The sequence below is a fragment of the Sphingosinicella sp. SM1-17 genome (assembly GCF_056821765.1).
Genome location: NZ_JBPDIO010000001.1, coordinates 2618491 through 2639255, shown reverse-complemented (window position 1 = coordinate 2639255; position 20765 = coordinate 2618491). Strand labels below are relative to the sequence as shown.

Genomic DNA, 20765 nt, shown 5'->3' with positions numbered 1-20765 from the left:
AGAAATCGGAGACTTCGATGCTCGACCGCCGTACCTTCCTCCTTTCCGCCGCCTCCGCTGCCGCCCTGGCCGGAGGGGTGCGACCTTCCGCTGCTCTGGCGCAGCAGCCGGCCAGTGGTGCCGCGGCAGCGCTCAATGCGCTGATGGAGCGGGGCCTGCAGGAGCTCATTCTTTCTGACCCGGAGGCCCGGACGAGCTTCGGTCTCGACACGGGGCCGAATGCCGCGGCCAAGTCGCAGCTGCTCGATCGCTCCCTCGTCGCCCTGCGCGAGCGTCAGGACAGGATGCGTCGCTTCCATTCCGATCTTCAGGCGATCGATCGAAGCCAGCTCAGCGGCATGGACGCCGTCAACTACGACACGCTCGATCATTATGGCGACACCGTCGTCGGCGCCTACGACCGGTTCGAATATGGCACGCATAGCTGGCCGGAGCCGTATACGGTGAGCCAGCTCGGCGGCACCTACCGGTCGATTCCCGATTTCCTGGACAACCAGCACCGGATCGAAACTCGGGATGATGCGGAAGCCTATCTGTCGCGCCTTTCCAGCTTCGCGCGCCAGCTCGATCACGAGACCGAACGCCTCCGCCGCGAATATCAGATGGGGGTCGTTCCTCCCGATTTCGTGATCGAAAAGACCCTTCTTCAACTGGGCAACCTGACCGGTACCCCGCCGGCACAGTCGGTCCTGGTCGCCTCCCTCGCCCGGCGGACCCGGGAAAAGAACCTTGCCGGCGATTGGGGAGCCCGTGCCGAGCGGATCGTCGCTTCGGCGGTCTATCCGGCTCTCAACCGACAAGCTGAAACGATTCGTTCGCAGCAAGGTCGGGCAAGTCATGATGCGGGTGTCTGGCGGCTGCCCAAGGGGGACGAATATTATGATTATGGGCTGAGGTTCGCGACCACGACCGCGATGAGCGCCGATGAGATCCATCAACTTGGCCTCGACCAGGTTGCCGAACTGAGCGCGCAGGTCGATCGAATCCTGCGCTCGCAAGGCATGACTCAAGGCACGGTCGCCCAGCGCATGCGAGCGCTCGGCGAGGACCCGCGTTTCGTCTATCCGAACACCGACGCTGGCAAGCAGCGATTGCTCGCCGACCTCAACTCCCAGATCGACGCGATGGAGCGACGGCTCCCGGACTATTTCGGACGACTGCCGAGGGCGGAGGTCGAAGTACGCGCGGTCCCGCCGGAAATCGAAGCCGGCGCTCCAGGCGGCTACTACCAGCCGCCGGCGCTCGACGGCTCTCGTCCCGGAGCCTATTACATCAACCTTCGGGACACGGCCGAATGGCCGAAATGGACTCTCCCGACGCTCACCTATCACGAGGCCACTCCGGGTCATCATCACCAGATTGCCCTGGCGCTCGAGGCTCAGGGAATTCCGATGCTCCGCCGACTGCTCGGCTTTTCCGCTTATTCCGAAGGCTGGGGCCTCTATGCGGAGCAGCTGGCCGATGAAATGGGCGTCTATGAGGATGACCCGTTCGGCCGGGTCGGCTATCTTCAATCCTTCATGTTCCGGGCAGCGCGGCTGGTGGTCGACACCGGCCTTCACCACAAGCGCTGGAGCCGCGAGCAGGGCATCCGCTACATGGTCGAAACGCTGGGAGACCAGGAGAGTTCGGTCACCACCGAGGTCGAGCGCTACAGTGTCTGGCCGGGCCAGGCGACCAGCTACAAGGTCGGGCAGACCCGCTGGGTTGAATTGCGGGAGAATGCCCGCCGATCGCTCGGCGAGCGCTTCGACATCAGAAACTTCCACGACACGGCCCTCGCGGCAGGCGCGATGCCGCTCGCGGTCCTGGAGCGGGTCGTCGAAGATTGGGTAGCCAGCCGGCGCGGGTGAAGTCCGCGCCGTCGCTGCCGGATCAGCTCTCGAGCTGTCGAGTCAGCAGCCGGATGTCCGCGTCGAGCTCGGCATCCTGAGCGCGCAATTTCTCGATCTGACGGACGGCATGGATGACCGTGGTGTGGTCGCGTCCGCCGAAGCGACGGCCGATCTCGGGAAGCGAACGCGGCGTCAGCTGCTTGGACAGGTACATGGCCACCTGCCTCGGCCGGGCAACTTCGCGCGCGCGGCGCGCGCTGGTCATCTCCGCCTTGCGGATCCGGTAATGGTCCGAAACGCGGGTCTGGATTTCGTCGATCGAGATCCGCCGCTGGTTTGCCCGCAAGATGTTGGCGAGCACTTCTCCCACGAAGTCGAGATCGATCGGGCGGTTCTGCATCGTCGCATAAGCGGCGATCCGGTTGAGCGCTCCCTCCAGCTCGCGAACGTTGGAATTGATCCGCTTGGCCAGGAACATCACGACATCGTCAGGGATGGAGACGTCCGGGAGCTGCTCGAGCTTCTTCTGAATGATGCTGAGCCGGAGTTCGAGATCGGCAGCGTTGATGTCGGCGACGAGGCCCCAGCTGAGCCGCGAAAGGATCCGCGGCTCGATTCCGTCAAGGTCCTGCGGCGCCCGATCGGAGCTGATCGCCAGGCGGCGGCCGGCCGAGATGATCTCGTTCATCGTGTGGAAGAATTCTTCCTGCGTGGACTCCTTGCCCGCGATGAACTGGACGTCGTCGATCATCAGCAGGTCGGCCGAACGAAGCTGCTGCTTGAACTGGATCGTCTCGTTGGCGCGCAGCGCCGCGACAAACTCGACCATGAACTTCTCGGCCGACATGTAGATGATCTTCGCCCTCGGCCGAAGGCGGTGGAATTCGTGCCCGAGGGCATGAAGCAGGTGGGTCTTGCCGCGTCCGGTGCCGCCGTGGAGGAAGAGCGGATTGAACGCGACCTGATCCGCCGTGGCGAGGGTCCGAGCGGCGTTGAACGCCACTTCATTCGCTTTTCCGACGACGAAATTCTCGAACCGGTAACGCGGCTCGAGCGCGACCGAATATAGGCCAGCCACCTGCTTCACCGCCGAAGCCTCGGATTTCTCGCTGGACGCCGGGATCTCGACCACCGCCGCGGTCCGGGGCGCGGCCGGACCGACACCGATTCGGATCTGACGCACTTCCGGAAGGCGCTGCCGCCACGCCAAAGCCAGCCGCTCGGAAAAATGCGTCTGGACCCAGTCTGCCATGAACTGGGAGGGAAGTTCGAGTCGCAGGATACCAGTGGCGGGGTCGAAGCCCCCAAGCGCGATCGGACGCAGCCAACCATCGAAGGTGCGGGCGCCGCAGTCGCGACGCAGGGCAGCCCGGATCGACTCCCAGGCTGTAACGATCGCGTCCAATTCTCCTACCTCCGGTTGCGGCAATGGCTTTCTGGCCGGGCTCTGAACCACGCACGTCCCCCCTCTGCTTCGGCCGCGGATGCGACCTTTCACGAGCGCAAAGCTTCCCCATGCGGCCAGTCACCCCGGCGGGCCGCCATCCAAAGCCATGTTGCGTTTGCGTCCGACCGGGAGATTCGCCCAGCCGGAAAGCTTGTTTTAGGAAGCGGATCGGAGTCCGATCAAGCGGAAAAAAAGAGTCACAAAAATTAAAGACTATTGACACTCAAAAAAGCTCGGAAGTTCGGGCCCTTGGCTATTTAGTCCTTAGATCACAAGTACTTACATCGGTTGTTGCTGTCTGGAAGCGCGCGAATCGCCGGAAATCCTTGGGTTTTGGAATTCGCCTCCGCAACAACGAAAAAGCCCGCCGGCGAAACGCCGACGGGCTCGCTTCCGAAGCCTGGAAAAGACTTAGCCGAGGGCGACGAGGCGCCGCGTCAGACGCGACAGCTTGCGGGCCGCCATGTTCTTGTGGAGGACCCCCTTGGCAACGCCGCGCGCAAGCTCCGGCTGCACCCGCTTCAGCGCCTCGCGCGCCTGATCCTTGTCTCCGGCGGCGAGTGCGGCCTCGACCTGCTTGACGTAGGTGCGGATGCGGCTGATCCGCGCATGGTTGATGACCCGACGACGGTCGTTGCGACGGATGCGCTTTCTTGCTTGCGGCGTGTTCGCCATCTGGTTGCCTCGTAACGATGAAATGAAAAGGGCGCGGCCTTCACCGCACCCGCTCAGCGGCGCCATCTACGCATGAGCGGACGCAAGGTCAAGGATCAGCGCTGGCATTTCGCGCAGAAGAAGGTGGATCGCCCCCCGTCGACGCGCCTGCGGACGGCCGATCCGCAGCCGGGGCAAGCTTTACCCTCCCGTCCGTAGACCCGCCATTGTGACGAGAAATAGCCAAGCTCACCGTTGGGTTGGACATAGTTGCGCAGCGACGAACCGCCCGCTTCGATGGCCTGGACGAGCACCGCCTTGATCGCTTCCACCAGCCGTTCGAGCCGGGACCGGGAAATCCGCCCTCCGGCCCGCCCCGGCGCGATGCCGGCAAGGTTGAGCGCGTCGCAGACATAGATGTTGCCGAGCCCGGCGACGATGCGCTGGTCGAGAAGCAACGCCTTGATCGGTGCGGCGCGGCCAGCAAGCACACGCTCGAGATGGGCCGAGTCGAAGTCGTCGCTCAGAGGTTCCGGCCCCATTCGAACGAAAGGCTCGCTTTCCTCCAGACGATCGGATCGAATCAGGTCGAGCGAGCCGAACCGCCGCGGATCGTTGAGGGCGACTCGCCTTCCTTCACCCGTCTCGATGACGACATGGTCATGGATCCCGATCGCGGTGGGATCCAGCCGCCACGATCCCGACATGCCCAGGTGAAAGACAAGGGTGTCGCCCCGGTCGGTCGCGATCAGGCCATATTTGGCTCGCCGCGACAGGCCGGCGACCAGGGCTCCCGTCATTCGCTGGCGAAGGTCAGGCGGAAAGGGGCGCCTGAGGTCCGCCCGACGCAACTCGAAGGACGCGATCCGGCGTCCTTCCAGCACGGGAACCAGTCCCCGGATCGTGGTTTCGACCTCGGGAAGTTCAGGCATGGAAAGGCCGGAGAAGGAACGTGCACATTTGCCCCCTCCCCTGCTAGAGCCGCGCGCGATGGACAAGGTTTCTTTCGGCCATGAGGATGTGGAACCGGCGGAGAAGACTCGCCGGGTGCGTGGCGTCTTTTCGAACGTCGCCTCCAGCTACGATCTGATGAACGACCTCATGTCGGGCGGACAGCACCGACTCTGGAAGGACATGTTCGTCCGTCGAGTCGCGCCGCGTTCGGGCGAGCAGATTCTCGACATGGCAGGCGGCACCGGCGACGTCGCCTTCCGCCTGGCCGGTCGGGGCGCTCAAGTCACGGTCGCCGACATCAATCCCGACATGCTGAACGTCGGCATCGACCGCGCGGAACGGCGCGGAATCGATGGGCTGATTTGGGCTGAGGAGAATGCCGAAAGGCTGACTTTCGCGGACGGCAGCTTCGACGCCTACACGATCGCCTTCGGCATTCGGAACGTCACCGACATCGAAGCCGCCCTGCGCGAAGCGAAACGAGTGCTGAAGACAGGGGGGCGTTTCTTCTGCCTCGAATTCTCCCAGACACGCTGGCCAGGCTTTCGCGAACTCTATCAGAGCTACAGCCGTTTCCTGGTGCCCCGGATCGGACGAGTCGTCGCCCGCGATTCCGACAGCTATCGCTACCTGATCGAATCGATCGAACGATTTCCCGACATGCGCACATTTGCCGGAATGATCGAGCGGGCCGGATTCCGGAATGTGAAGGCCGATCCGATCCTCGGCGGCCTCGTCGCCATCCATAGCGGCTGGAAGATTTGACCCAGTCCGCGGTCCATATCTGGCGACTCCTGAAGTGGGGCCGGGTGCTTGCGCGCCACGGCGCCCTGCGCGGGATCGAGCGCGACGTGAACACTCCCGCGCCGGTTCGGCGGCTGGCCCGAATCGCCCGGTTCGGGGCTCGCATTCCCGCGGTTCCGACCTACGCCAAAGCCTTCCAGGAGATCGGACCGGCGGCGATCAAGTTCGGACAGGCGCTCGCGACTCGCCCCGACCTTGTCGGTGAGGAAGCGGCTCGCGACCTCACCCTGTTGCAGGACAGACTTCCGCCCGCCCCCTTCGATCGGATCAGAGCCGCGATCGAGCAGGGACTGGAACGGCCGATCGATCAGCTCTTTTCTCACATCGATCCCGAACCGGTCGGCGCCGCCTCGATCGCCCAGGTGCACCGGGCCGTCACCACCGAGGGCCGGCTGGTCGCCGTGAAAGTGCTTCGGCCGAACATCGAGGAAGATTTCGCCAAGGCGCTCGATACCTACGAATGGGCGGCAGCCCAGGTAGAGGGCATGGGTGGCGAAGCGGCGAGACTGAGGCCGAGAGCCGTCGTCGCGACCTTCCGGCAGTGGACGAACCGAGAGCTCGATCTTCGCCACGAAGCCGCCTCCGCTTCCGAGCTTCGCCAGAACCTCGAGGCCGAAAGCGGCTTTTTCGTTCCGCAGATCGACTGGACCCGGACGTCGCGCCGGGTGATGACACTCGAATGGATCGACGGGATCAAGCTCACCGATCGCGAAGCGCTGGTCGCCGCCGGTCACGACCTGAAGGCGCTCGCGGCGACCCTGGTCCGCGCCTTCCTCCGCCAGGCCGTCGTCGACGGGTTCTTTCACGCCGATCTCCACCAGGGCAATCTCTTCGCTCTTCCGGACGGACGGCTGGCAGCGATCGACTTCGGGATCATGGGCCGGATCGACCGGCAGGCGCGGATCTGGCTGGCGGAAATCCTCTATGGGCTGATCACCGGCAATTATCGCCGGGTCGCGGAAATACATTTCGAAGCACAATATGTGCCGCCGCACCACAATATCGAGGAATTCGCCACAGCGCTTCGAGCGGCGGGCGAGCCGATCCGGGGCCTTCCGGTCAAGGACATCTCCGTCGCTCAGATGCTCGACAGCCTGTTCAAGATCACCCGCGATTTCGACATGCCGACTCAGCCGCACCTGCTTCTCCTCCAGAAGACGATGGTGATGGAAGAAGGCGTCGCGACTACGCTCGATCCCGACATCAACATGTGGGAAACGGCCGAGCCCTTCCTTCGCGAATGGGTGCGCGGGGAGCTTGGACCCGAAGCCCGCATTGCGGATGAAATCGTGAAAAATGTCCGTCTCCTTCGGAAGCTTCCCGATCTCATCAGACGGATCGACTATTATTATCCGCCTCCGGACGCGGCTCCGCCCGGACCGCCACTGCCGCAGATCGCCGTCGTTCGGCCGCACCGCTACGGCTCCCATCTTCTGACGGCGCTCGTCTCGGCGGCGGCTGGCGCCGCCGCTTTGTGGTTCCTACTTTAGGAAGATGCGGGGCAAGCGGGTCCTTCTGATCGTCGGCGGCGGAATTGCGGCCTACAAGGCCTGCGAACTCGTCCGGCTCACCCGGAAGTCCGGAGCGAGCGTTCGCTGCGTCCTGACCGACGGCGGGGCTCAGTTCGTGACTCCGATGACCTTGGCGGCCCTTTCGGAACAGCCGGTCCACACCAGCCTTTGGGACCTCAAGGACGAGGTCGAGATGGGCCATATCCAGCTGTCGCGCGAAGCCGACCTGGTGCTCGTCTGTCCGGCCACGGCGGACCTTCTGGCCAGAATGGCGGCCGGCATTGCCGACGATCTCGCCACGACTCTGCTGCTCGCCACAGACAAGCCGGTTTTCGCCGCACCGGCAATGAATGTCAGGATGTGGCTGCACCCGGCGACCCAGCGCAATGTCGCCCGGTTGCGCTCCGACGGCGTCCGGATCCTTGAGCCGGACGAAGGGGAAATGGCGTGCGGCGAGTTCGGCCCCGGCCGACTTCCCGAACCCGAAGCCATTCTCGACTGGCTCGAGCTCGAGCAACGCGGCCCCGGTCCGCTCGCCGGGCGCCATGTGGTCGTCACGGCCGGTCCGACTCATGAACCGATCGATCCGGTACGAGTCATCGCCAACCGCTCCTCGGGCAAGCAGGGCTTTGCGGTCGCTCAAGCCCTTGCCGACCTCGGCGCTCGGGTGACGCTGATATCCGGCCCGGTGGCTCTGGACACGCCCGGCGGGGTCCAACGCGTCCAGGTGGAGACCGCCCGGGAGATGCAGCAAGCGGTGAACCGCGCTCTGCCGGCCGACGCCGCCGTCATGGTCGCTGCAGTGTCCGACTGGCGCAGTGAATATTCGCCGCAGAAGATCAAGAAAGGCGATGGTGCGCCGCCTCGGCTAAGCTTCGTCGAAAATCCCGACATACTTGCCGAAACGGCCTCGTCGCCGAACCGGCCGAAGCTGCTGATCGGCTTTGCGGCGGAAACCGAAAAGGTGCTTGATCACGCCAGGGCCAAGCTCGAGCGCAAGGGCTGCGACTGGATCGTCGCGAACGACGTTTCGGGCGACGTGATGGGTGGGGAATCCAACAAGATCCACCTTGTCACCGGCAGCGGGGTCGAGAACTGGGAGCGGATGAGCAAGGCGGAGGTCGCCGAGCGTCTCGCGAAGAGGATTGCCGCGGCACTGGAGTAGTGAATGCGGACCGAATGGCTTCTGCTTCCCTCGTTCGCCCGCTTCGGCGACTTGGCACTGTTGCTTCTGCGCTGCGTCACCGGCGCCTTTCTGGTCTATCAGAGCCACGACAATGTCTTGAGCACAGCTCGGATGGCGGAGTTCGAAGCGTTCCTCGAACAGTTCGGCTTCATCCTTCCTTCACTGATGGCGCCGCTCTGCGTCTGGGCTCAGTTTCTCTGCGGGATGGCCTTCATTTTCGGCCTGTTCACCCGCTGGGCCGGGCTTGTCACCAGCTTCGTCTTTCTGGTCGCGGTGTGGATGGTTCACTGGTCGCAGGACTTTTCCGGCTGGTGGCCGGCGTTGATCCTCGTCTTCCTCGGAATCCTGTTTGCGACCCACGGCGCCGGCCGCTACGCGCTCGACGGAGTGATCGCCCGCAGGAGTAGAGATGATCGACATCAAGCTGAAGCGGCTGCCGCATAGCGAAGGGCTTCCCCTTCCCGCTTACGCTTCCGAACATGCCGCCGGGCTGGACGTCGTCGCCGCCGAAAGCCTGACTCTCGCGCCCGGCGAGCGGCGCGCGGTTGCCACCGGCTTCGCCATCGCCATCCCTCATGGCTTCGAGGTTCAGGTTCGCCCGCGTTCCGGGCTCGCGCTCAAGCATGGCATCACCTGCCTCAACACCCCGGGGACGATCGACAGCGACTATCGCGGCGAAGTAAAGGTCATCCTGGCCAATCTTGGTTCCGAGCCTTTCGAGATCGTCCGGGGGGAACGGATTGCGCAGCTCGTACCCGCGCCGGTGCTTCGGGCGAAGTTCGCCGAGGTCGGCGATCTCGACGAAACAGCGCGTGGCGAAGGCGGCTTCGGTTCGACCGGACGGTGACTCTCAGCGACTCCCAGCTCGACCGCTACGCCCGCCACATCGTCCTGAAGGAGATTGGCGGCCAGGGTCAACGCAAGCTGCTCGACTCGACCGTGACGGTGATCGGCGCTGGAGGCGTGGGCTCCCCGGCCTTGCTCTATCTGGCGGCCGCGGGTGTCGGGCGGCTCAGGGTGATCGACGACGACACCGTTTCGCTCGACAATCTCCAGCGCCAGATCTTGTTCGGTCTCGACGATGTCGGGATCCTCAAGGCCGCCGCCGCGGCCGCGCCGGTTCGGCGAAGGAACCCTGATCCGGTCTACGAGGGCATCAACGCGCGACTGAGTCCCGATAATGTCGGCGAACATCTCCGCGACAGCGACCTGGTGCTCGACGGCAGCGACAATTTCGCGACTCGTCTCGCCGTCTCCGACCGGTGCACGATCGCCCGAATCCCGCTCGTATCGGCAGCGATCGGCCAGTTCCAGATCCAGGTCGGAACCTTCCGGGGCTGGGAGGCCGACAAGCCCTGCTACCGCTGCTTCGTCGGCGACGCCTTCGATTCCGAGGATTGCGACAGCTGTTCGGAGCTCGGCGTGCTTGGCGCCACGGCCGGAATTGCCGGAAGCTGGGCCGCCATGGAAACGATCCGGCAGATCGTCGGCTTCGGTCCCGACCAGGCCGGCAAGCTCCACATCTTCGATGGTCTGAAACCGGCGCTTCGAACGATCCGGATCGCCAAGGACCCGGCGTGCCGCGCCTGTGGTTCAGGCGCCGAGCAGGCGTAGGGCCTCGTCGAAGAAGCGAACTGTTGCACCCGGCTGGCTGAGCAGCGAGAGCGCCAGACCGGCGGCAATCCCTACCGGCAGCATTTTCCAGTTGAGCAGCCGGCCGAGCAAGGAAGGCCCTCGCTCCGAAGCGGGTAATGGGAGCTTCGAAGCGGGGATGAAGGAAACCGGAGCCGGGCCCCGCAGCACCAGTTCATCGGCAGGAAGACCAAGGATCAGGGCCTTTTCGGACGCAAACTCGTCCGGCGAAAGCGCGCCTTGCTCGAACAGGCGGGTAAGGCGCTCGAGTGCGCTCAGCCGGTCGTGAATGCATTCATATTCCACCGAAGCCGGCGCATAGGACGCAGGAGCAACGGTGGGAGCGGTTTCGGCGTGCTGGTGACCGCGGCTGATCGAGAGCTTTCCCGTATGCATGCCAAGTCCTTAATCCGGCGAGGTAAAGCACTGTGCAGCTTCGACGGTTAACGGCGGGTCAACTCGCCGGGCCGGCTATTCCCGAGGCGCAATCGCGATGAGGTCGATCGTGAAAAGCAGGGTCGCGCCTCCGGGAATGGGGTCGCGGCCGGCGGCGCCATAGGCCAGCGTATAGGGAATGGCGAATTCGTAGCGATCGCCCACGGCCATCAACGGAACGCCTTCCTGCCAGCCGCGGATCAGTCGAGCCAACGGAAAGGTTGCCGGCTCGCCACGGCTCACGGAACTGTCGAACTCGGTGCCGTCGATGAATCGGCCGACATAATGAATTGTCACCGTGTCTTCCGCGGTCGGCCGAGGTCCGTTCGCCGTGCCGCTGATCTTTCTGTATCTGAGGCCGCTCGGTGTCCGCCTCCAGCCTTCCGCCGGATCGAGTCCGTTGAGATAGCGGAAGTGATAATCGGAATTGGGCGGATCGCCGGCCGTCTGAGCCAGCGCCGTTCCGCCCGCGAACGCGAAGCCTAGCGAGGCAAGGCCAAGGAACATCGACTTCATCATTTCTTCCCCTTGGATTTCTTCGCCGGGGCCTTGCGGCCCCTCCCCTTCTTTGCCGGTCCCTTGGCAGCGCGATCGTCGATCAGCTGAGCGGCTTCTTCAAGAGTGAGAGCTTCGGGAGCCACCGTCTTGGGGAGCGTGGCATTCGTCGTGCCGTCGGTGACATAGGGGCCGAATCGCCCCTCCATCAGCTTGATTTCGGCCTCGGTGCGCGGATGCTTGCCGAGCAGCTTGAGCGGCTCTCTCGATCCCCGCGCCCGGCCGCCACCCGCCGCGGCATCGGCCAGCTTGGCAACGGCGGCATTCATTCCGACCTCGAAGACCTCCGCCGTCGAGCCAAGCTTCGCATATTTGCCGGAATGGGCGAGATAGGGCCCGTAGCGACCGATGCTGGCGGTAATCGGCTCGCCAGTCTCGGGGTGAGTGCCGACGGTGCGCGGCAACGACAACAGCTTCAGCGCAAGAGCGAGGTCGAGCGACTCCTGCGGTACGTCCTTCGGGAGCGATGACCGCTTCGCCTCCTTGCCGTCGCCGAGCTGGACATAGGCGCCGAAGCGGCCGGAGCGGAGGCTGACTTCCTGTCCGGATTCCGGATCCTGTCCAAGCACTTGCGGTCCACCATCCTCTGCCGCCTCCCCGGCCTGACCGAACCGGCGGGTATATCTGCACTCGGGATAGTTGGAGCAGGCGACAAAGGCGCCAAACCGGCCGCCGCGCAGCGCCAGCCGACCCTCGCCGCAGGCGGGACAAAGGCGCGGATCACTGCCATCGCCCTTGTCCGGAAAGAGCCAGGGCGCGAGAAATTCGTCGATCGCGGCGGTAATCTCCGACGGCTTCTGCTCCATGACTTCCGCCGTCTTCGGCTTGAAATCGCGCCAGAACGCCTCGAGCACGCGCTGCCAGTCGAGCCGACCGCCTGAAATGTCGTCCAGCTCGTCTTCGAGATGCGCCGTAAAGTCGTAGGAAACGTAGCGCTCGAAGAACCGCTCGAGAAATGCGGTGACCAGCCGTCCGCTTTCTTCGGGGATCAGCCGGTTCTTCTCGGTCCGTACATATTCGCGGTCCTTCAGCGTCTGGATGATCGAGGCATAGGTGGAAGGACGACCGATGCCGAGTTCTTCCATCTTCTTGACCAGACTCGCTTCCGAATAGCGGGGCGGCGGCTGAGTGAAATGCTGTTCGGCCTGGACTCCCTTCTTGGCTGGGGAATCGCCCTCGCGAAGGCGCGGCAGGCGACGGCTTTCCTCGTCCTGCTCGTCGTCCCTGCCTTCCTCATAAAGCGCCAGAAAACCCGGGAAGAGCACGACCTGGCCGGTGGCTCGGAGCGCGTTCTGACCGGTTCCGTCGCCGAGTTCGACCGTCGTTCGCTCGAGCCGGGCGGACGCCATCTGGCTCGCGAGCGCCCGCTTCCAGATCAGCTCGTACAGGCGCGCATGGTCGCCCGTGCCGGCGCGGTCTCGGGAAAATTCGGTTGGGCGGATGGCCTCGTGCGCTTCCTGGGCGTTCTTGGCCTTGGTTTCGTAATGCCGGGGGCGGTCGGGCACATATGCCGCGTCGTAGCGATCGGCAACGGCCTTGCGCGCCGCTGAGATAGCCTCCGGCGCCATCTGGACACCGTCGGTGCGCATGTAGGTGATTGCACCGTCCTCGTAGAGGTCCTGGGCAAGTCGCATCGTCCGACTGGCGGAAAGACCGAGCTTCCGAGCCGCCTCCTGCTGCAGGGTGGACGTCGTGAAGGGCGGCGGCGGATTGCGCGTGAGCGGCTTGGTTTCCACCGAAGCGACGGTGAAGCGGCCGCTTTCCACGGCCTTCTTTGCAGCTTCGGCCGTGTCCCGATCGCCGATGGTGAGCCGATCGATCTTGTTGCCATTGTAGCGAACCAGGCGCGCGAGGAACTCGGTACCGTCCGATTCCAGAGTGGCGGTGACGCTCCAATATTCCTGGGGCCGAAACAGCTCGATCTCGCGCTCGCGGTCGACGATCAGCCTGAGCGCGACCGACTGAACCCGGCCGGCCGACTTGGCTCCGGGCAGCTTGCGCCAGAGCACCGGCGAGAGCGTGAAGCCGACGAGATAGTCGAGCGCGCGACGCGCTCGGTAGGCGTCGATCAGATCCTCGTCGAGCGACCGCGGCCGCTGCATGGCTTCCGTTACCGCCGACTTGGTAATTGCGTTGAAGGTCACCCGTTCGACGGCCTTCGGAAGGGCTCGTCGCTTCTGCAGGACTTCCTGAACGTGCCAGCTGATCGCCTCGCCCTCGCGATCGGGGTCGGTGGCGAGGATCAGAGTGTCGGCCTTCTTCGCTTCGTCGGTGATGGCCTTCAGCTGCCGAGTCTTGTCGGCATAGGCTTCCCATTCCATGGCGAAGCCATTGTCAGGGTCCACCGATCCGTCCTTTGGCGGCAGATCGCGAACATGGCCGTAGGAGGCGAGCACCCGATGACCGGGCCCCAGATATTTTTCGATGGTTTTCGCCTTGGCGGGCGATTCGACGACGACGAGCTTCATTCGGTTCTCATATCCCTACGCGTACGCGCATAGGGTGGTGAGCGCTGCCCGGCGTCGTCAAGCCGATCAACGAGGTCGGTTCGGCCGGCGCCGGTAAACGACGCCGGCCAGCCGATCTCAGGCAGCCAGTTCCCGTCGCAGGAGCGCGGTCAGCCGGTCCTTCACCGAAAGCTTCATCTTTTTCAGTCTCAGCAGCCGAAGGCTGTTGGGCACTCTCGCCCGAAGCTCGCGGCGAATCGCCTCGTCGAGGCTGCGATGAATCTGGGTAAGACGAAAGGTCTGGGCAGACATGGAAAATCTCCAGCATCAAGGGTCGGCCGAAGCTCTTGGCTTCCGGCAGCACCCGGTTTCAGTAGATGGTTGAGTGCCGCGAGGCGGCGGTTTCAGGCGGCTGGAGGCGCCCTTGCCCGGTAGTGAATAAGCCGATCGGTCGGAGCGGCGAGGGAAAGCCGGGTGGCGCCTTCGGCCGACGGGCGGGTAGCGACGATCTCGGTGACGATGCCAATCGGCGGCGGCAGCAAGCCGTTCGAAGCGGCGGGATCCGGTCGCTCGTCGCCGGATCGGGCGGTGCGAAGACCGGCGTTTCTCCGGAGGCTCTCGCCAAGCGTGAGTTGAGCGGCGCCGGCTTCGGCCTGGAGCGGGACTCCGGTACCGCCGGCGAAACCGAGCAGGAGGCCGAACAGGAGGCTGAGGACCGTCACCGGCCGCTGCCTTCTACCTGCTTCCCCGTGCTCGGACACGCTCTCGCTCCTGGTTCGCTCCCATCGAGTTAGGATCCGCGCGGCCCCGTAACAATGCGCCGCGGTCGATTATGCGACGAGTTGAGGGTCGGAAATCGCCCGGAACTCACGCGAACACTTCGGAAAGCTCGGCAGGGCGACCCAGCAAAGCGTAAACCGCAACCGAGCCATACCAGCCGAGCAGAAGCCCGACGTGGAGGAAGAGGTTGGCCAGGACCAGGCTCGGCAGGGACGAATCCAGAACTAGCTCCAGCGCATAGGCGGCTCCGGCAAGGCCCAGGCTGCACCCATAGATCGACAGGAAGGCGACAAAGATCGGCCAGAACCGCCCCCGCGTGGACGACCAGCTTCGGCTGAGGGCGTCGAAAACGCCTCCTTCTTCAGCCACCAGCATCGGCCCGGCGACGGACCAGCGAACGAAGAGGACGATCCCGGGAACGATCAGGGCGATCAGTCCCAGCGCGATTCCGAGCGCACTGACGATACCCAGGCCGAAGAAGGAGAGGAAACCGTTGGCGCCGCCGGAGATCATCGCCAGGTCGTCCAGCAGGGATCTCGTCAACCAATATTGAACAAAGACGGTGAAGACGGACAGGAACAGGTTCAGCCCCGATGCGCTGAGCTCCGACAGCAGGCCGGAATCCACGACAACCGCCAACCCGGTGAGAAGCGCGATCGCCGGAACGACCCGCGATCCGCTTTCCCGAACGAGGAGGAAGGTCCGCCCCAAAATTTCGCCGACTCCAAGCTCAGTCATGGCGAACTCACCTTTCCGCCCGCGTGTCGCTCGAGCCGGCCGGCCAGTTCGAGCTCGAGGAGCACCGTCTGAACCGTTGCCGCAGCAAGGCCGGATTGCCGCACGAGTTCGTCTACCGGGACCGGCGTGGCGTTGAGCAACGCGGCCAGCTTGCGGCGCTCCGACTCGTCAGCCGCACCGTACGGAGCGGCCGACTCCCAACCCTTCTCCGGCTCATGGACCAGGCTGAAAGGCTGAAGCGCTTCCAACACATCCTCGGCTGTCTGGATGAGAGTGGCGCCGTCTCGGATCAACTGGTTGCACCCCTGGGCGCGTGGGTCGAGCGGTGAGCCTGGAACAGCCATCACCTCCCGACCATAGTCCGCCGCGTGCCGAGCCGTGATCAGCGACCCGGACCTTGGTGCTGCCTCCACGACGACGGTTCCCTGCGCAAGTCCGGCGATGATCCGGTTGCGATAGGGGAAGTGACGCGCCCGCGGTTCCGTACCCGGAGGCTGTTCGGCGATCAGCAGGCCTTTCTCGCCAATGGCGCGCTGCCTTCCCTCATTCTCGGGTGGATAGAAGATGTCGATCCCGCCGGCGATGACGGCAATCGTGCCGGTCTCCAGCGCCCCGTCATGGGCCGCCGTGTCGATCCCGCGGGCGAGACCGGAAACGATCACGCTTCCCGCATTGCCGAGGCCCCGCGCCAGCTGCCGGGCAAAGCGGCACGCGGCGGCCGATGCGTTGCGGGCGCCGACCATCGCGATCGACGGCCTTTCGAGCAAAGCGATATCGCCCTTGGCGATCAGGACGGGCGGCGCACCTTCCAGCTGGGCCAGCAGCGACGGATAGCCTTCATGTCCGAGGAAGAGGTAGCGTGCTCCAAGACGACCGACCTGCTCGATCTCCCGTTCGACCTCGGCGACGGTGGCCAGGCGAGGCGTTCGACCGCCGCCGCGGGCAGCGAGTTCGGGAATTGCCTCGATCGCCGCTTCGGCCGAGCCGAACCGGGCCAGCAGATGGGCGTAGGTGATCGGGCCGATATTTTCCGAACGGATGAGACGGAGTCGCGCGACAAGATCGGGCGACGGCGCCATCTCAGTCCTTGACCCGACCGACCTTGGGTTCGGTCCCCTTGAACAGCCGGGAGATGTTGGCCCGATGCTTCCACAGAACCAGAAGGGCGAACCCGGCGAAGAGGAGAGAAAGATCCGCCCTCCCCAGGAGAAAGGCTGCGATCGGGGCGGCGATTGCCGCCGACATGCCGCCGACCGAGGAGTAGCGGGTGATAACCAGCATCAGGATCCAGGTCGCGGCGATGATCAGGGCGGCCGGCCAAAGCAAGGCGGCGACGACTCCGATCAAGGTCGCCACCCCCTTCCCGCCGCGGAAGCCGAGCCAGATTGGGAAGAGGTGGCCGAGGAAGGCGGCTAGAGCGGCAAGGGCGGGGAGCTGCGAAAAGGCCGGCCAAAGCGCCTCCACGAGCAGAACTGCGCCGGCGCCCTTGGCGGCGTCGAGCACCAGCGTGGCCGCAGCCAGACCTTTGCGACCGGTTCGGAGCACGTTGGTCGCGCCGATGTTGCCGGAGCCGATGTTGCGGACGTCGCCGAGGCCCGCGAGCCGGGTCAGAATCAGGCCGAACGGGACCGATCCGAGCAGGTAGCCGATCAGGATCGTGGCGATCGGTTCGAAAAGGATGTCGAAGGTAATCACGCGGGCCCCTTGGTGATAACTGGGTAAGCAAAGGCGAAAGGCCGCGCAATCCTCGTCAGCGATCCTGATGCTTCGCCAGGCCCGCAAGCAGATTTGCAACGGGTCCCGCCATCACTAAAGGCCGCTCATGACGAACACTCGTCCTCTTCTCATCTTCGACTCCGGAGTCGGCGGCCTGTCCGTCCTGAGGGCGATCCGCAATCAGATTCCGACGGCGCCAATCCTCTATGCGGCTGACAGCGCCGGCTATCCCTACGGGACCAAGAGCGCGGCCGAAATCGAAGCGCGAGTCCCGGCCCTGCTTGGCCGCCTGGCCGAGCGTTACGATCCGGAACTGATCGTCATCGCCTGCAACACCGCCTCGACGATCGCGCTCGACGTGGTTCGCTCTGCCCTCGACCTGCCCGTCGTCGGGACGGTTCCTGCCATCAAGCCGGCGGCGGCGATTTCCCGTACTCGAGCGATCGGGGTTCTCGGCACTCCGGCAACGATTGTTCAGCCCTATGTCGATCGATTGGCGAAGGAATTCGCTTCGGACTGCACCGTCGTCAGGCACGGATCGGCCGAACTGGTGGACCTGGCGGAGAGAAAACTTCGTGGCGAACCGCCGCCGCTGGGGAGCTTCCGCACCATTCTCGCCGCTCTCCTCGCCGAACCGGGCGGCGAGCGGGTCGACACGGTCGTGCTCGCCTGCACGCACTTTCCGCTGGTGCAGGATGAGCTTGAAGCCGCGGCCGAGCGCCCGTTGAACTTCGTCGATGGCAAGGAAGGCATTGCCCGCCGAACGGCCTGGCTCTGCCGGGACGTGATCTGGCCCGACAAAGTGCCAGAGCATGTCGCGGTCTTTACCGGGCGCACCGACTTCGAGCCTTACCGGCCCGGCCTCGCGGCCTTCGGACTGACCCGCATCGAGAGGCTTTGACTCCGTCGGCCTTATTGCGAGCCGTTCGCACTGGCCTTCGAGTGGACAAATCCGCTAATAACCGCGCGAGCAACGGGGAAGAGCATTGGACTATCAGCGCATCTTTGCGGAGGCGATCGAGCGGTTGCACGCCGAGGGCCGGTATCGCGTCTTCATCGATATCCTCCGCAACAAGGGCGCCTTTCCGAACGCGCGCTGCTTCGCCGGCCATAATGGCCCGAAGCCGATCACGGTCTGGTGCTCGAATGATTATCTCTGCATGGGCCAGCATCCCGATGTGGTCGGCGCCATGGAGCAGGCGCTTCACGACGTGGGTGCCGGGTCGGGCGGAACCCGCAACATCGGCGGCAACACCCATTACCATGTCGAGCTCGAAGCCGAACTGGCCGACCTGCACGGCAAGGAAGCGGCTTTGCTCTTCACCTCCGGCTACATTTCCAACGAGGCGACGCTTTCGACGGTGGCCAAGCTGCTCCCGGGCTGCATCGTCTTTTCCGACGCACTCAACCACGCCTCGATGATTGCCGGCATCCGGAATTCCGGCTGCGAGAAGCGCGTGTTCCGGCACAACGACCTGGCTCATCTCGAGGAGCTGCTCGCCGAAGCGCCTGCCGATGCGCCCAAGCTGATCGCGTTCGAAAGCGTCTATTCCATGGACGGCGACGTCGCGCCGATCGCCGAGATTTGCGACCTTGCCGACAAATATGGCGCCCTCACCTATCTCGACGAGGTCCATGCCGTCGGCATGTATGGTGCCCGCGGCGGCGGCATTTCCGAGCGCGATGGCGTCGCGAACCGGCTCACCATCATCGAAGGCACGCTCGGCAAGGCCTTCGGTGTCATGGGCGGATATATCGCGGCCGACCGGAACGTCGTCGATGTGGTCCGCAGCTACGCTCCCGGCTTCATCTTCACCACCTCGCTTTCGCCGGTGCTCGTCGCCGGCGCGCTGGCAAGCGTGAAGCATCTCAAGCGGTCTGCGGTCGAGCGCGAGGGCCAGCAGTCCGCCGCGGCCAGGCTAAAGAACATTTTCGCCGATGCCCGGCTTCCGGTCATGCCTTCGACCACGCATATCGTTCCGCTTCTCGTCGGCGACCCGGTCAAGGCCAAGCGGATCAGCGACATCCTGCTTGCCGAATATGGCATGTACGTCCAGCCGATAAACTATCCGACGGTTCCGCGCGGCACGGAGCGGCTTCGCTTCACGCCGGGCCCGGCGCACAGCGAAGAGATGATGCGCGAACTGGCCGACGCCCTGGTCGAGATCTGGGATCGGCTGGAGATGAAGCTGGCCGCTTGAAATCGCGCATTCGAGCGCGATCGATGGTGGCGAATCCGGCTGGCATACCCTAGGGACGGGTCTCACAAACAGCCGGAGAATCAGGTGGGCGAGCGGATCGTCATTGCTTCCGATCATGCCGCGGTCGAGATGAAGGCCATGCTGGTCGCTCATCTCGAGGCCGCTGGCCACGAGGTGCTGGACCTGGGTCCGGGCGGCGTCGACAGCGTCGATTATCCCGACTACGGCTACAAGATCGCCGAGGCCATCGCCGGCGGGCGTGCCGAGCGCGGAATCGCGCTGTGCGGCTCCGGTATCGGCATTTCCATTTCGGTCAATCGTCACCCCGCCTGCCGTTGCGCCCTGGTTGCCGAGCCGCTCTCGGCGCGGCTTGCCCGCGAACATAATGATGCCAACGTCATCGCCATGGGCGCTCGGCTCGTCGGCGCGAAAATGGCGAAAGCCTGCGTCGAGACGTTCCTTTCGACTCCGTTCGGCGGCGGGCGCCACCAGGGCCGGGTCGACAAGCTTTCCAATCCGCCCTTTGCCAAGGAACCCGCATGAGCAGCCAAGCCGCAATCGATTTCCCCGAGATCAAGTCAGCGGGTTTCTTCAGCGATCGGCTGGGCCAGGCCGACGGCGCCGTCGCCGAGGCCATCGCCGCCGAGCTCGACCGGCAACAGAACCAGATTGAGCTGATCGCCTCGGAAAATATCGTTTCGCGGGCGGTGCTCGAGGCGCAGGGATCCGTCCTCACCAACAAATATGCCGAAGGCTATCCGGGCCGGCGCTACTATCAGGGCTGCGCGCCATCGGACTCGGTCGAGACTCTCGCCATCGAACGGGCGAAAGCGCTGTTCGGGTGCGGCTTCGCCAACGTTCAGCCGCACAGCGGCGCCCAGGCCAATGGCGCGGTCATGCTGGCGCTGACCAGGCCGGGCGACACCATCCTCGGCCTTTCCCTCGACGCCGGCGGCCACCTCACCCATGGCGCCAGGCCGGCAATGTCCGGCAAATGGTTCAACGCCGTTCAATATGGCGTTCGTCCCGACGATCATCTGATCGACTTCGATCAGGTCGAGCGCCTGGCCAAGGAGCACAGGCCGAGGCTGATCATCGCCGGCGGTTCGGCTTATCCGCGCCACATCGATTTCGCTCGATTCCGTGCCATAGCCGACGAGGTCGGGGCGATCTTCATGGTCGACATGGCCCATTTCGCCGGCCTGGTCGCAGCGGGTGAGCACCCGTCCCCCTTCGGCCACGCCCATGTCGTCACGACGACCACTCACAAGACGTTGCGCGGACCTCGCGGCGGCATGGTTCTGACCGACGACGAGGAGATCGCTAAGAAGATCAACTCGGCAGTATTCCCGGGTCTCCAGGGCGGCCCGCTGATGCACGTCATTGCCGCCAAGGCCGTGGCCTTCGGCGAAGCCCTCCAGCCCGAGTTCAAGGCTTATGCCCGCGCCGTCATCGACAATGCCAAGGCGCTGGCCACTCGACTGAAGGTGCGCGGTGCCGATCTCGTCGCCGGGGGCACCGACACCCATCTCGCGCTGGTTGACCTTCGGCCGCTCGGAATCACCGGCAAGGATGCCGACGAAGCGCTGGAGCGTTCGGCCATCACCTGCAACAAGAATGGCGTACCCTTCGATCCGCTGCCGCCGGTGAAGACCAGCGGAATCCGGGTCGGATCCCCTGCCGGAACGACTCGCGGCTTCGGAACCGCCGAGTTCCGCGACATCGCCGACATGATCGCGGACGTCCTCGACGGGCTGAGAGCGAATGGACATGAGGGCAATGGTGGTGTCGAAGCCGCGGTGAGGGAACGCGTCCGCGAGCTGTGCGCGCGTTTCCCGATCTATCAGGACCTCTGAGTCCAGGGTCCCCG

Annotated in this window: 22 protein-coding genes; 11 read left to right on the top strand and 11 right to left on the bottom strand. The window is 64.6% G+C overall.

The features are described 5' to 3' along the window. The first annotated feature begins 17 nt into the window (after positions 1-17). Positions 18-1853 carry a DUF885 domain-containing protein gene (locus ACRYLT_RS13235; RefSeq protein WP_482664559.1) on the top strand — a complete coding sequence of 612 codons (1836 nt, stop codon included), beginning with the start codon at positions 18-20 and terminating at the stop codon, positions 1851-1853. A gap of 22 nt (positions 1854-1875) precedes the next feature. Here the strand turns inward: ACRYLT_RS13235 and dnaA are convergent, their stop codons facing one another. From dnaA to mutM, 3 genes are all read right to left on the bottom strand, one after another. Further along, complete coding sequence (gene dnaA / locus ACRYLT_RS13230; protein ID WP_482664558.1) at positions 1876-3240, bottom strand: chromosomal replication initiator protein DnaA; 1365 nt, start codon at positions 3238-3240, stop codon at positions 1876-1878. A 453-nt stretch (positions 3241-3693) separates the two neighbouring features. Next, positions 3694-3957: a 30S ribosomal protein S20 gene (gene rpsT / locus ACRYLT_RS13225; protein ID WP_482664557.1), complete on the bottom strand. Its 264-nt coding sequence runs from the start codon at positions 3955-3957 to the stop codon at positions 3694-3696. A gap of 95 nt (positions 3958-4052) precedes the next feature. Next, positions 4053-4868 (bottom strand): bifunctional DNA-formamidopyrimidine glycosylase/DNA-(apurinic or apyrimidinic site) lyase, encoded by an 816-nt coding sequence (mutM, locus tag ACRYLT_RS13220; RefSeq protein WP_482664556.1) that lies wholly within the window; start codon positions 4866-4868, stop codon positions 4053-4055. 58 nt (positions 4869-4926) lie between these two features. On the opposite strand from mutM, the gene ACRYLT_RS13215 reads away from it, so the two are divergent. The 6 genes from ACRYLT_RS13215 to ACRYLT_RS13190 are packed head-to-tail and all read left to right on the top strand — an operon-like array spanning position 4927 to position 10005. Continuing rightward, positions 4927-5655, top strand: coding sequence for a class I SAM-dependent methyltransferase (locus ACRYLT_RS13215; protein ID WP_482664555.1), 729 nt, complete (start codon positions 4927-4929; stop codon positions 5653-5655). Next, complete coding sequence (gene ubiB, locus ACRYLT_RS13210; RefSeq protein WP_482664554.1) at positions 5652-7184, top strand: 2-polyprenylphenol 6-hydroxylase; 1533 nt, start codon at positions 5652-5654, stop codon at positions 7182-7184. Before ACRYLT_RS13215 ends, ubiB begins: the two co-directional genes overlap by 4 nt. A 4-nt stretch (positions 7185-7188) precedes the next feature. Further along, the gene (coaBC, locus tag ACRYLT_RS13205; RefSeq protein ID WP_482664553.1) at positions 7189-8370 is read left to right on the top strand and encodes a bifunctional phosphopantothenoylcysteine decarboxylase/phosphopantothenate--cysteine ligase CoaBC; all 1182 of its coding nucleotides are present in this window, start codon (positions 7189-7191) and stop codon (positions 8368-8370) included. Positions 8371-8373: 3 nt separating this feature from the next. Continuing rightward, the gene (locus tag ACRYLT_RS13200) at positions 8374-8835 is read left to right on the top strand and encodes a DoxX family protein (protein ID WP_482664552.1); all 462 of its coding nucleotides are present in this window, start codon (positions 8374-8376) and stop codon (positions 8833-8835) included. Beyond that, complete coding sequence (gene dut, locus ACRYLT_RS13195) at positions 8801-9238, top strand: dUTP diphosphatase (RefSeq protein WP_482664551.1); 438 nt, start codon at positions 8801-8803, stop codon at positions 9236-9238. Before ACRYLT_RS13200 ends, dut begins: the two co-directional genes overlap by 35 nt. Next, on the top strand, positions 9235-10005 hold the full coding sequence (locus ACRYLT_RS13190) for a HesA/MoeB/ThiF family protein (protein WP_482664550.1): 771 nt from the start codon (positions 9235-9237) through the stop codon (positions 10003-10005). The genes dut and ACRYLT_RS13190 overlap by 4 nt, the downstream gene beginning before the upstream one ends. On the opposite strand, the gene ACRYLT_RS13185 is transcribed toward ACRYLT_RS13190, so the two are convergent. The 8 genes from ACRYLT_RS13185 to plsY all read right to left on the bottom strand — a co-directional run bounded on the left by ACRYLT_RS13185 (position 9985) and on the right by plsY (position 16673). Next, complete coding sequence (locus ACRYLT_RS13185) at positions 9985-10419, bottom strand: hypothetical protein (protein WP_482664549.1); 435 nt, start codon at positions 10417-10419, stop codon at positions 9985-9987. The genes ACRYLT_RS13190 and ACRYLT_RS13185 overlap by 21 nt on opposite strands. Before the next feature lie 75 nt (positions 10420-10494). Further along, entirely contained in the window at positions 10495-10977 is a 483-nt protein-coding gene (locus ACRYLT_RS13180; protein WP_482664548.1) for an FKBP-type peptidyl-prolyl cis-trans isomerase, read from the bottom strand. Further along, entirely contained in the window at positions 10974-13481 is a 2508-nt protein-coding gene (topA, locus tag ACRYLT_RS13175) for a type I DNA topoisomerase (RefSeq protein ID WP_482664547.1), read from the bottom strand. The genes ACRYLT_RS13180 and topA overlap by 4 nt, the downstream gene beginning before the upstream one ends. A 117-nt stretch (positions 13482-13598) precedes the next feature. Continuing rightward, entirely contained in the window at positions 13599-13772 is a 174-nt protein-coding gene (locus ACRYLT_RS13170; protein ID WP_482664546.1) for a DUF465 domain-containing protein, read from the bottom strand. Between the two features lie 92 nt (positions 13773-13864). Next, positions 13865-14182 (bottom strand): hypothetical protein, encoded by a 318-nt coding sequence (locus ACRYLT_RS13165; protein ID WP_482664545.1) that lies wholly within the window; start codon positions 14180-14182, stop codon positions 13865-13867. A 145-nt stretch (positions 14183-14327) separates the two neighbouring features. Continuing rightward, entirely contained in the window at positions 14328-14978 is a 651-nt protein-coding gene (locus ACRYLT_RS13160) for a hypothetical protein (protein WP_482664544.1), read from the bottom strand. Beyond that, positions 14975-16057, bottom strand: coding sequence for a DNA-processing protein DprA (dprA, locus tag ACRYLT_RS13155; RefSeq protein WP_482664543.1), 1083 nt, complete (start codon positions 16055-16057; stop codon positions 14975-14977). The genes ACRYLT_RS13160 and dprA overlap by 4 nt, the downstream gene beginning before the upstream one ends. A gap of 1 nt (position 16058) precedes the next feature. After that, entirely contained in the window at positions 16059-16673 is a 615-nt protein-coding gene (plsY, locus tag ACRYLT_RS13150; protein WP_482664542.1) for a glycerol-3-phosphate 1-O-acyltransferase PlsY, read from the bottom strand. 127 nt (positions 16674-16800) lie between these two features. On the opposite strand from plsY, the gene murI reads away from it, so the two are divergent. The 4 genes from murI (at position 16801) to glyA (ending at position 20751) form a co-directional block, all read left to right on the top strand. Beyond that, the gene (gene murI / locus ACRYLT_RS13145) at positions 16801-17595 is read left to right on the top strand and encodes a glutamate racemase (protein ID WP_482664541.1); all 795 of its coding nucleotides are present in this window, start codon (positions 16801-16803) and stop codon (positions 17593-17595) included. An 85-nt stretch (positions 17596-17680) separates the two neighbouring features. Beyond that, complete coding sequence (gene hemA / locus ACRYLT_RS13140) at positions 17681-18895, top strand: 5-aminolevulinate synthase (protein WP_482664540.1); 1215 nt, start codon at positions 17681-17683, stop codon at positions 18893-18895. A gap of 84 nt (positions 18896-18979) precedes the next feature. Further along, positions 18980-19438: a ribose 5-phosphate isomerase B gene (gene rpiB / locus ACRYLT_RS13135; protein WP_482664539.1), complete on the top strand. Its 459-nt coding sequence runs from the start codon at positions 18980-18982 to the stop codon at positions 19436-19438. Continuing rightward, positions 19435-20751, top strand: coding sequence for a serine hydroxymethyltransferase (gene glyA, locus ACRYLT_RS13130; protein WP_482664538.1), 1317 nt, complete (start codon positions 19435-19437; stop codon positions 20749-20751). The genes rpiB and glyA overlap by 4 nt, the downstream gene beginning before the upstream one ends. Positions 20752-20765 lie beyond the last annotated feature (14 nt).